At 35.0% G+C, this 11,336-nt stretch carries 10 protein-coding genes; all 10 read right to left on the minus strand.

Annotated features, from left to right (window positions below; all coding sequences use genetic code 11):
- Positions 1-9: 9 nt before the first annotated feature.
- Positions 10-636: an orotate phosphoribosyltransferase gene (gene pyrE, locus AC1RP4_RS02470; RefSeq protein WP_481761315.1), complete on the minus strand. Its 627-nt coding sequence runs from the start codon at positions 634-636 to the stop codon at positions 10-12.
- Positions 637-1,350, minus strand: coding sequence for an orotidine-5'-phosphate decarboxylase (pyrF, locus tag AC1RP4_RS02475; RefSeq protein ID WP_481761408.1), 714 nt, complete (start codon positions 1,348-1,350; stop codon positions 637-639).
- 16 nt (positions 1,351-1,366) lie between these two features.
- Positions 1,367-4,552: a carbamoyl-phosphate synthase large subunit gene (carB, locus tag AC1RP4_RS02480; protein WP_481761314.1), complete on the minus strand. Its 3,186-nt coding sequence runs from the start codon at positions 4,550-4,552 to the stop codon at positions 1,367-1,369.
- 2 nt (positions 4,553-4,554) lie between these two features.
- Positions 4,555-5,631, minus strand: a complete 1,077-nt coding sequence (locus tag AC1RP4_RS02485) for a carbamoyl phosphate synthase small subunit (protein ID WP_481761313.1) — start codon at positions 5,629-5,631, stop codon at positions 4,555-4,557.
- Between the two features lie 3 nt (positions 5,632-5,634).
- Positions 5,635-6,924 (minus strand): dihydroorotase, encoded by a 1,290-nt coding sequence (locus AC1RP4_RS02490; protein WP_481761312.1) that lies wholly within the window; start codon positions 6,922-6,924, stop codon positions 5,635-5,637.
- A complete protein-coding gene (locus tag AC1RP4_RS02495) occupies positions 6,921-7,871 on the minus strand; it encodes an aspartate carbamoyltransferase catalytic subunit (RefSeq protein WP_481761311.1) in 951 nt (316 codons plus the stop codon). Before AC1RP4_RS02495 ends, AC1RP4_RS02490 begins: the two co-directional genes overlap by 4 nt.
- A 14-nt stretch (positions 7,872-7,885) precedes the next feature.
- On the minus strand, positions 7,886-9,160 hold the full coding sequence (locus tag AC1RP4_RS02500; RefSeq protein ID WP_481761310.1) for a solute carrier family 23 protein: 1,275 nt from the start codon (positions 9,158-9,160) through the stop codon (positions 7,886-7,888).
- A gap of 136 nt (positions 9,161-9,296) precedes the next feature.
- Entirely contained in the window at positions 9,297-9,842 is a 546-nt protein-coding gene (gene pyrR / locus AC1RP4_RS02505) for a bifunctional pyr operon transcriptional regulator/uracil phosphoribosyltransferase PyrR (protein ID WP_481761309.1), read from the minus strand.
- Positions 9,843-9,988: 146 nt separating this feature from the next.
- A complete protein-coding gene (locus AC1RP4_RS02510; RefSeq protein WP_409022551.1) occupies positions 9,989-10,894 on the minus strand; it encodes an RluA family pseudouridine synthase in 906 nt (301 codons plus the stop codon).
- Positions 10,891-11,334: a signal peptidase II gene (gene lspA / locus AC1RP4_RS02515; protein WP_481761308.1), complete on the minus strand. Its 444-nt coding sequence runs from the start codon at positions 11,332-11,334 to the stop codon at positions 10,891-10,893. Before lspA ends, AC1RP4_RS02510 begins: the two co-directional genes overlap by 4 nt.
- Between the last annotated feature and the right edge of the window lie 2 nt (positions 11,335-11,336).

An 11,336-nucleotide genomic window follows, 5' to 3' on the forward strand; every position in this document is an offset into this window, starting at 1 on the left:
ACTTTTTTACTATAACCAATTACTTGGATTGATACGCCATTTATCCAATAATAATTTTTCATCAGAATTAATTTTTTCTTGTTCCTTAGCTACTTTAATAAGTGTTGAATAATTAGTTAATGTCTCAAAAGGTGTTTTAATATCAGCAAAATTTGTCGTACTTGCCGCTAGTTCATAACTAAAAATACCGATGACACCTAGAACATCAGCGCCTTCATTTTTTGCTGCATTAACTGCTTGAATAACACTTCCACCAGTTGAAATGAGATCATCAATTAAAATAGTTTTTTGTCCTTTGATTAATCGTCCTTCAATTTGTTGACCAGTACCATGATCTTTAGGCTTTGTTCTAACATAAATTAACGGTAAATTTAATTCATTAGCAATCCATGCTGCATGGGGTATTCCTGCAGTTGCCGTTCCTGCAATTACCTCTGTATCAGGATATTTTTCACGAATAATACCTGCTATGCCTTTAGCGATTCTAGTACGAATTTCAGGATAACTAATCGTTAACCGATTATCACAATAAATTGGACTTTTTAGTCCACTTGCCCAAATAAACGGCTTCTTTGGCGATAAAGTTACGGCACCAATCTCTAATAAATCACTGGCAACTGTCTCTGCTAAATTCATTTAAGCTTCCTCCCACATTTTTTTGATTGCTTGGTAAGCAGCAAACGGATCTACTGCTTGCGTTATTGATCGTCCGACAACGATGGCGCTACTTTGATTTCTTTTTGCAGCAGCTGGTGTCATTACTCTTTTTTGATCACTTACTGCCTGCCCTTCCAATCGTATTCCAGGTGTGACTGCCAAAAAGTTTTTGGAAGTTGCTTCCTTAATTATTTTAGCTTCTTGTGCTGAACAAACAACACCCGCTAATCCAGCTAATTCTGTTAACTTAGCGTAATTAACGACACTTTCAATTAATGGTCGTTCAACCAATTGTTCCGTTTCTAGTTGTTCTTGGCTGGTAGAAGTTAATTGTGTAATTGCGATTATTTTCGGCATTTTTATTGAGGAATTACCTTGGTCTAATCCATCTAATGCATATTTCATCATTTCAACGCCACCAGCCGCATGGACTGTTGTTAATGAAATACCTAGTCGACTTAAACTGGTCATAGTTTGCCGAACAGTATTTGGAATATCATGACATTTTAAATCAAGAAAAATGTCATGCCCCTGATCAATTAATTCTTCAACAAAACGAGTTCCTTCACTGTAAAACAATTCCATACCAACTTTAACAAATAGTTGTTCATCTTGAGGAAATAACTGTAAAAAATCTGTCGTTTGCATTCTATTCTGAAAATCTAAAGCAATGATAGGTCGATTAATCATTATCTACTCCCCTTAATTTTTATAGTGCTGCTACTGAAAATGACTGGCTTTCTAACGCTTGAATAAGTACATCAACAGTTTGTAAAGATGTAAACAATGGAATATGTTGCATTACTGATATTTTACGCGTTTGATAACCATATGATGCTTTATCGTGATCATCTGATAGTGTATCGATAACAAATTGAACGGTTCCAGTTTGTAACAAATTATTAATATCATCTAATTGTCGGTTAACGCTTAATGCCTCTGTACTGGTAAACGTTTTAATCTGATTATCTAAAAAGAAATCAACCATTTTTGGTAATGTTAAAACTTTGTAACCAAGTAAAACAAATCGTTGAACAAGTGGTAATATAGCATTTTTATTTTTGTCGTTAACATTTACTAATACGGAACCATTACCTGATAAACTAATATTAGCGGCTACTAATGCTTTGCAGAGTGCTTTAGAAAATGTTTGATCCGTTCCCATAACTTCCCCGGTTGATTTCATTTCTGGTCCTAGAAATGGATCAACATCATTCAATTTACTAAATGAGAACACAGGCGCTTTTACATGAACAGAACTAGATTCTGGGTATAAACCATCCTGGTAACCTTGTTCTTGCAAATCATAACCTAATATAATTTTAGTCGCTACCTGGGTCATTTTAATACCTGTTACTTTACTTAAAAATGGAACGGTACGACTGGCACGTGGATTAACTTCTAAAATATAAAGTTCATCTTGATGCACAATAAATTGAAGGTTCATTAATCCCACACATTTTAGTTCAAGTGCAATCTTTTTAGTTGCATTAACGATTTCTGCTTTAATCTTGTCTGATAGATGTTGTGATGGATATACAGCCATTGAGTCGCCTGAATGAATTCCAGCATGTTCAATATGCTCCATAATTCCTGGAATTAAGACAGAAACACCATCACAAATTGCATCTACTTCACACTCAATACCTTCAAGATAACTATCAATTAAGATTGGATGTTGTGGTGCGATTTTAACGTTATTTAGCAAATATAATTCGAGTTCAACCTGATTTTGAACAATCTCCATTGCACGTCCACCTAAAACATAGCTAGGTCTAACAAGAACGGGATAACCGATTTCTGTTGCTCGCTTAAGCACATCTTCTTGTGTTATTGCAGTCTTACCAATGGGTTGTTTTAATCCTAGATGCTTAATCGCTCGGTTGAATGACTCTCTATCCTCAGCACGATCCAAATTGTTAACAGACGTTCCTAATATTTTAATGCCATACTGTTGTAATCCCGCAGCAAGATTAATTGCTGTCTGTCCACCAAACTGAACGATTACACCTAAAGGTTTATCAACATCAATCACATTTAAAACATCTTCCAATGTTAATGGTTCAAAATATAATTTATCAGCGATTGAAAAATCAGTTGAAACGGTTTCTGGATTACTATTCATGATAATTGCTTCATATCCTGCGTCACGGATAGCTCTAACACAATGAACTGTTGCGTAATCAAATTCAACACCTTGACCAATTCTAATGGGACCAGAACCAATAACCATAATTGCTTGTTTTTTACTCTTTAAACTCTCATTCTCATGTTCGTACGTACTATAAAAGTATGGTGTGGCTGATTCAAATTCCGCAGCACAGGTATCAACCATTTTATAAACTGGAATAATATTATTTTCTATTCTAAACTTTCTAATATCCTCCGAAGTTTCGTGCCAAATATCAGCAATAACTTTATCACTAAAACCATGTTTTTTAGCTTCAATAAGGACGTCAATATCTTTAATATTGATACTTAGCGACATTTCAATTTCGACTATGTGTTTTAATTTATCCAAAAAGACTAAATTTATTTTTGTTAGTTTTTCAATTTCTTCAATTGTGTACCCGCGACGTATTGCTTCTGTTAAATAAAACAATCTCTGGTCAGTTGCATTAACCAACTGGTTTTCAAGTTGGGAGTCAGTTGCATTTTGAGCATTATCTAAGCACAAGTAATCTTCATCAATTTCTAAAGATCGAACTGCTTTTAACAAGCTTTCTTCCATATTACGACCAATTGCCATAACCTCACCAGTTGCCTTCATTTGCGTTCCAAGTGAACGATTTGCTCGATTGAACTTATCAAATGGCCAACGTGGTATTTTAGCAACAACGTAGTCCAATGCTGGTTCGAATTCAGCAAAAGTTGTTTTAGTCACTGGATTTAAAATCTCATCTAAATTCAATCCAACTGCTATTTTGGCAGCTATCTTCGCAATTGGGTATCCCGTTGCTTTTGAAGCTAATGCTGATGAACGACTTACACGCGGATTAACTTCTATAATATTATATTTAAAACTATGAGGATCTAGAGCAAGTTGTACATTACAACCACCTTCTATTTTTAAGGCCCTAATTAATTTCAAGGATACGTCTCGTAACATCTGATACTCTCTATCAGATAAGGTTTGAGTTGGTGCAAAGACAATAGAGTCTCCTGTATGAATACCAACAGGATCAAAATTTTCCATGCTACAAACAACAATTGCATTATCAGCGTGGTCTCGCATAACCTCAAATTCAATTTCCTTGTATCCTGCAATACTCTTTTCTATCAAGCATTGTGTTGTTGGTGATAGCTCTAATCCATTAACAACCGTTTTACTAAGTTCTTCAGCTGTTTTACATAGACCACCACCAGTCCCACCCATTGTAAATGCAGGTCTAACAATAACTGGGTATCCTGCAATATCTGCAAATTCTAGCGCACTCTCTAAGGTTTCAACAGTTAGTGATTCCGGAACGGGTTCATTTAACTCTTGCATTAATTGTTTAAATTGTTCACGATCTTCAGCTTGATCAATTGATTTTAATTTAGTACCTAATAATTCAATGTTTAATTCATCTAATATACCTGATTGAGACAATTCCATAGCTAAATTAAGGCCAATTTGACCACCTAAAGTTGGTACAATGGCATCTGGATACTCTTTACGTAAAATACCTGAAACTGATTCTACCGTTAAAGGTTCAATGTACACTTCGTCTGCAACTTCTTTATCCGTCATAATTGTAGCTGGATTGGAATTCACTAAAACAACTTCGTAACCCTCTTCTTTTAAAGATAAACAAGCTTGTGTACCAGAATAATCAAACTCTGCGGCCTGACCAATAATAATAGGACCAGATCCAAGAACCATTATTTTATGGATATCATTTCTCTTAGGCATATTTATTTTCTCCCAACTCGGTTTATCATTTCAATAAATTCATCAAATAAATAATCTGCATCATGTGGACCAGGCGCAGCATCCGGATGAAATTGGACACTAAATGCTGGATCAGTTTTATGTTTAATTCCTTCAACAGACTCGTCATTAATTTCACGATGTGTCACTATCAGTTTATCTGAATCGATAGAATCGCTATCCACCGCAAATCCATGATTTTGTGAGGTGAAATCAATTCGTCCAGTTGCAATTTCTCTAACCGGATGATTAAATCCACGATGTCCGAATTTCATTTTATATGTATCTGCACCGTTTGCTAGTGCTAGTAACTGATGTCCTAAACAAATACCAAAAATCGGAAATTTAGGTTGTATCATTTTGATCATCTCAACAACCTCCGGTAAAGTTTTGGGATCCCCTGGCCCATTCGATAATAGGACACCATCAGGTTGTAAATCAGATATTTGTTTTGCAGTTGCATTATACGGTAAAACAATTACGTTGCAATCACGCTTAGATAACTCTCGCAAAATACTGTGCTTTAACCCAAAATCGACTAATACAATGTTTAATTTTGTTCCAGGATTAGGATAGGGTTTAATCGTTGAAACTTGTTGGACGATATTTTGGTTGAGTACAGTTGCACTCATTGCATCAAAGGCATGATTTAAATCAGCATCGGAATCAATAATGCTTCCTTTCATCGTTCCTACATTTCGTAATTTCTTTGTTAATTCGCGTGTATCAATGCCATATATTCCAGGAATATCCTTCTGTTTTAAAAATTCATCTAAGGTTAATTGTTGACGCCAATTGCTAGAAACCCTAGCAACATTATTAACGATAACGCCCTTGCATGAAGGTTCTATTGATTCATAATCATCCAAATTAACACCATAATTACCAATAATAGGATTAGTAAACGTGATAATTTGATTACTGAATGATTGATCTGTAATCGTTTCTTGGTACCCTGTCATTCCAGTCGTAAAAACGACTTCGCCAGTAGTTGAGGCCATTGCTCCAAAACTAAATCCTTTAAAAATACTTCCGTCTTCTAAAATTAAGAATCGTTTCATGATTTACTCAACCTTTCGACTATCATATTTGATTTCACCGCTAACTAGCGTTAACATTGTTTTCCCATAAATTTTTTGCCCTGTAAAAGGACTATTTTTACCTTTTGAGACATAATCTGCTTCATTAATTGTTTGCTCATTTTTGATATCAAAAATTGCAATATCTGCTACTGAACCAGGCTCAAACGTACCACCATTTAGATTAAACTGTTTGGCTGGCGCTTCACTCATTAGAACAATAAGTTGGGCTAATGTTAAAATCCCTGTTTTAACCATTCTTGTATATAACAACGGAAAGGCCGTTTCACTTCCAGTTATACCAAAAGCGGCATTAAGCATGCTACCGCGTTTTTCATCTTCACTATGTGGTGCATGATCTGTCGCAATCATATCGATTGTGCCATCTAATAATCCCTCGATCAAAGCTAGGCGATCTTCTTCAGTTCGTAATGGGGGGTTCATTTTAAAATTACCATTATCCATATGAATGTCTGAATCCGTTAATAATAAATGATGTGGTGAAACTTCACAGGAAACATTAATTCCATGACTCTTAGCAAGTCGAATTAATTCCACACTTTCTTTTGTAGAAACGTGACACATATGATAGTGAACACCCGTTTTTTGTGCAAGCATTAAATCTCGGGCTAATTGTGATGATTCTACAACCCCCATAATACCAGGTAGCCCTAGATTTTTTGCACGAACACCTTCGTTCATGACGCCACCAAATAATAATGAGTTATCTTCAACATGAGAGACAAGTGGTAAATTAACCTTTACTGCTTCTTTCATTGCAAGATACATTGTTCCAGCTGTCTGAATACCTGAGCCATCATTTGTAAAGGCGAATGCCCCGGCTTTTTTTAATTCTCCAAAATTTACTAATTCTTCAGAAGTTCTACCTTTGGTAATTGCAGCATATTGGGAAATATGTACTTGTCCGTCTTTTTGATTACGTCGCTTTATTTCAGCAAAATGTTCTAACGTATCAGGAACAGGATCTAAATTAGGCATGGCTCCTACTGTGGTAAAACCACCTCGGGCAGCGGCCTGACTTCCTGTCTTAATCGTCTCTTTGTATTCAAATCCAGGTTCCCTGTAATGGACATGAACGTCAATTAACCCGGGTACAACAATTAAATGTTCTGCATCAATAACTAAATCAACATTTAACAGTTCATCAGCTAAATTAGTGCCAATTGCTTTAATTTTGTCGTCTTCAATCAAGATATCTTGTTGGCTAAAACTATGATTCAAAAAAACGGTTCCGTTTTTAATTAATTTCTTCATGCTCTATTAGCCTCCATTAAATGACGTCCGTTAATGACAGCTTCTAAAATGGCCATTCTAACAAATACCCCATTCGTCATTTGTTTTACAAATCGTGATTGTTCACATTCAACTAATTCACTGGCTAATTCTACATCTCTATTAATCGGACCCGGATGCATAATAATTGTTTGTTTTTTTAATTTTTTACCGCGTTCAATACTTAATCCAAATTTTTCATGATAATTCTTTTTCGAAAATTTACTATCATCCGTATGACGCTCATGTTGGACACGTAGCATCATCATAACATCAACTTCACCAACTAATTCGTCCATTTCTAAATACTGACCGTATGCTTCAAATTCTTCAGAAAACCATTCCTTTGGACCTGAAAAGTATAATGAAGCACCTAATTTTTTTAATAATTGCATATTACTTTTAGCAACTCTCGAATTAGTTAAATCTCCTACAATTGCAACTTTTAAGTCTTTAAATGTCCCAAACTCTTCTTTAATCGTCATCATATCGAGTAAACATTGTGAAGGATGTTGTCCACTCCCATCTCCACCATTGATAATACCAACTCCCAAATCATTATCACCAATTAATTGTTGATAATATTCATTCTCAGGATGGCGGATAACTGCGATTTGAGTCCCAATAGCACCCATTGTTAAAACAGTATCGTATAAAGTTTCACCTTTACTGAGTGCACTAATACTTGGATTAAATGAGACAATGTTTAATTTCATACGTTGCTCAGCTACTTCAAAGCTACTATGTGTTCTGGTACTATTTTCAAAAAATAAATTTGTTGTAAAGATAGGATGTTTTAAGTTAAATAATGACGGATTTCGTTTAAACTTTTCAGCTCTTTCAATTAATGCTTCAACTTCTTCTGTAGATAGATCCTCGATTGATACTAAATGTTGTAACTGAACTAAATTTGTCTTTTTATCTAACAAAATATCATCTCCTATTATTTTTCGCTTTTAGCTTCTTTAGGTAAAATAAGGTTTAGTGCAATACCTACTACTGTTGCAAGTGCAATACTTGTTAATTGTAAATCGCCTACTTTTAAGTACATGCCACCAATTCCTAACACTAGGATACTGGCAGTAATCATCAGATTATGCTTTTTATCATAATCAATTTGATTATCGATTAAGATTCTTAACCCACTTGAAGCAATAACACCAAAGAGTAGAAAACTAATACCACCAATAACTGGTCCTGGAATACTTTGAATCAAAGCACTAATTTTTCCAACGAAACTAAAGACAATGGCGAAGAATGCGGCGCCACCAATCACCCAAATACTATGAACCTTAGTCATGGCTAAAACACCAATATTTTCACCGTACGAAGTTGTTGGAGGACCTCCAACAAATCCAGCAATAATTGATGATACACCATCACCGAAAAGGGTTCTATTTAGTCCAGGATCCTTGAAAAAGTTTCTTTTCGTTAATTTATTTAAAACCATTATATGACCCATATGCTCAGTCATTGTGACAAATGCGATTGGTGCCATACCAATAATGGCGCTCCAATAAATTTTAGGTTGGTAATTTATAAATGCAACATCGAATGCAGGTAATGTAAGCCAATTTGCCTTTTCTACCGTAGAAAAATCAACGATTCCACATAAGACGGCCATAATGTAGCCACAGACAATTCCTAATAAAATGGGAATTAAACTAATGAATCCTTTAAGATACATATTGAAAAATATTGTAATGGCCAGGGTGAAGATTGCGACCCAAACATATTTAATATCATAAGTACCCGATTTTAACATCGCGTTACTTGCTGCTGTTGTTGCCATAGATAATCCGATGACCATGACAACTGGCCCCACGACAACTGGTGGTAAAATACGATCAAGCCAACCTGAACCAACTTTTCCGATAATAATTGAAACAATCAGATAAACTAATCCAGCTGCAATCGTTCCTTGAGCAACCGCCGGATAACCGGATGTTTTCATTAACATTTGCATAACCGCAATAAAAGCAAAACTTGAACCAAGGTAAGCTGGAATTTTACCATTTGTAATTCCGATATAAACCAAAGTACCTACACCTGAACTAAATAAAGCAATACTTGGGTTCAAACCGACTAGAATAGGTACTAAAACTGTTGCTCCAAACATCGTGAACAAATGTTGAATTGATAATCCCATCCATTGCCCAAATGATGGTCTATCATGGATATCAAGTACAGCATCATCATTTCTAAACTTTTCTTTCATTTTCTCATTTCCTTTCTATATAAAAAACGCACCTCTATAGAGAGATGCGTTCGAAGTTGAAATCTAGTTTGGGCCTACGTTATTCCCTAATAGATTTCTAAATCGTTTGCTCTCTCTGGAACATCTTAACGATTTATTATTTAATTCTTTCAATTTCAATTGAGTCTTTGCCATCAATTTCTTCTACTGAAACTGATACTTGTTCATCTGACGAGGTAGGAATATTTTTCCCAACATAATCAGCTCTTATTGGTAATTCTCTATGGCCTCGATCAACAAGAACGGCTAAATTAATAGTTTGAGGTCTTCCTTGATCCATTAAAGCATCAAGTGCAGCTCTAATTGTACGTCCAGTATATAAAACATCATCAATTAATATAACTTGCTTACCTGTAATATCAAAATCAATTTGTTCACCTTGCGTATTAACAGTTGGTTCATTACCTAAACTTGCATCATGTCGGTCATCACGATAAAGTGCAATATCTAGTGAACCCACTGAAACATCAGCACCTTCAAGTTGTTTTAAGCGATCCGCAATTCGTCTTGCTAAATAGATGCCTCTTGTTTTGATTCCAATCAGTACCAGATTATCAATACCTTTATTCTTTTCAATAATTTCGTATGTCATTCTGGTTAAAGCACGTTTCATACCTAACGAATCTACTACTTCTTTTGCCATCTAGTATTCCTCCTTTTTTCCAATAAAAAAGCCCCCTAATCTAAAAATACTTAGACTAAGAGGCAGACTTCTAGAAAAGAAATCTATTCGCACATTACCTTTTAGTCTCACAGGACTATTTTAAAGGAACTTTATTGATTTTCATGTTACCTGATAGCGTTTGTTTTGTCAAGATAATCCAGCGTACTTTTAAAAATAGGTGGGATTGGTACTTCAAAAATAAGCTCTTTACCCGTTGTTGGATGCTTAAATCCAAGCTTAGCTGCATGTAAAAATTGACCATGCCCTTTAATTGTTTTACGTGACCCATATAAGGGATCACCTACAACTGGGTGCCCAATATATTGCATGTGAACACGAATTTGATGTGTACGACCTGTTTCTAACTGACACTTAATAAGTGAGTAGTTTTCATAATTTTTTTCCACTTTAAAATGTGTCACTGCTGGACGTCCATCTTTAACAACCGCTTGCTTCATACGATCTTTTGGTGAACGACCGAGTGGTGCTTTAATAATTCCTGATTCTTCTTTAATCGGTTGGTGTACTAAAGCAATATATTCACGAATATTCGTTTTTGCTTTCAATTGAGCAGCTAATGATTGATGTGCTTTATCATTTTTAGCAACCATTAAAAGTCCAGAAGTATCCTTATCAATTCGATGAACAATTCCTGGTCTAAAGGCACCATTAATTGTTGATAAAGGACTATGGAATAATAATGCATTAACTAATGTACCATCTGCATGCCCCGGTGATGGATGAACAACCATACCTTGCGGTTTATTCACAACAATAACATCATCATCTTCATAAACAATGTCTAATGGGATATCTTGTGGTATTAAATCTAACTCAACTGGTTCAGGTTCTACTAAATTAATTTTATCTCCTGGTTGGACGGCATATTTAGTCTTTTCTGTTTTACCATTAACTAAAATATCGCCACTTTCAATCCAGCGTTGTACTTTTGATCTAGATATTTCAGGCATTAACTTCGCAATAACCTTATCGAGACGTCCTGTCTCATCTTGAATTACTAATTCTGTCATTTATCGTCTTCCTTTAAAACAATTATTAATAAAATGATAACGCCAACTGTTAACGCAGTATCCGCCACGTTAAAAATTGGAAAGTTAACAAAATCTGTTTGAAACATATCAACAACATAACCAAATCTCAATCGATCAATAAAGTTGCCTAATGTTCCAGCAATCATCAATGTAATGCTGAACTTATAGCCCATGTTTGTTCTATATTTATAAAAGTAATAAATCATTAATCCTAATGCTAAAACAGAAACAATAAAAAAGAACCATTGTTTTCCAGCCAGTAAACTCCAAGCTGCACCATCGTTTCTAATATTAGCAATCGATAAAAAATTAGGTATAACTGTTTGACTCGTGTTCAACGCAATATTAGCTGAAACCACGTATTTCACTACTTGATCTACAACTAAAATAATTATTGCTAATAATGCATATAAAATCATAT

This window comes from Dellaglioa sp. CoH-56-MRSF-10 (genome assembly GCF_056782175.1).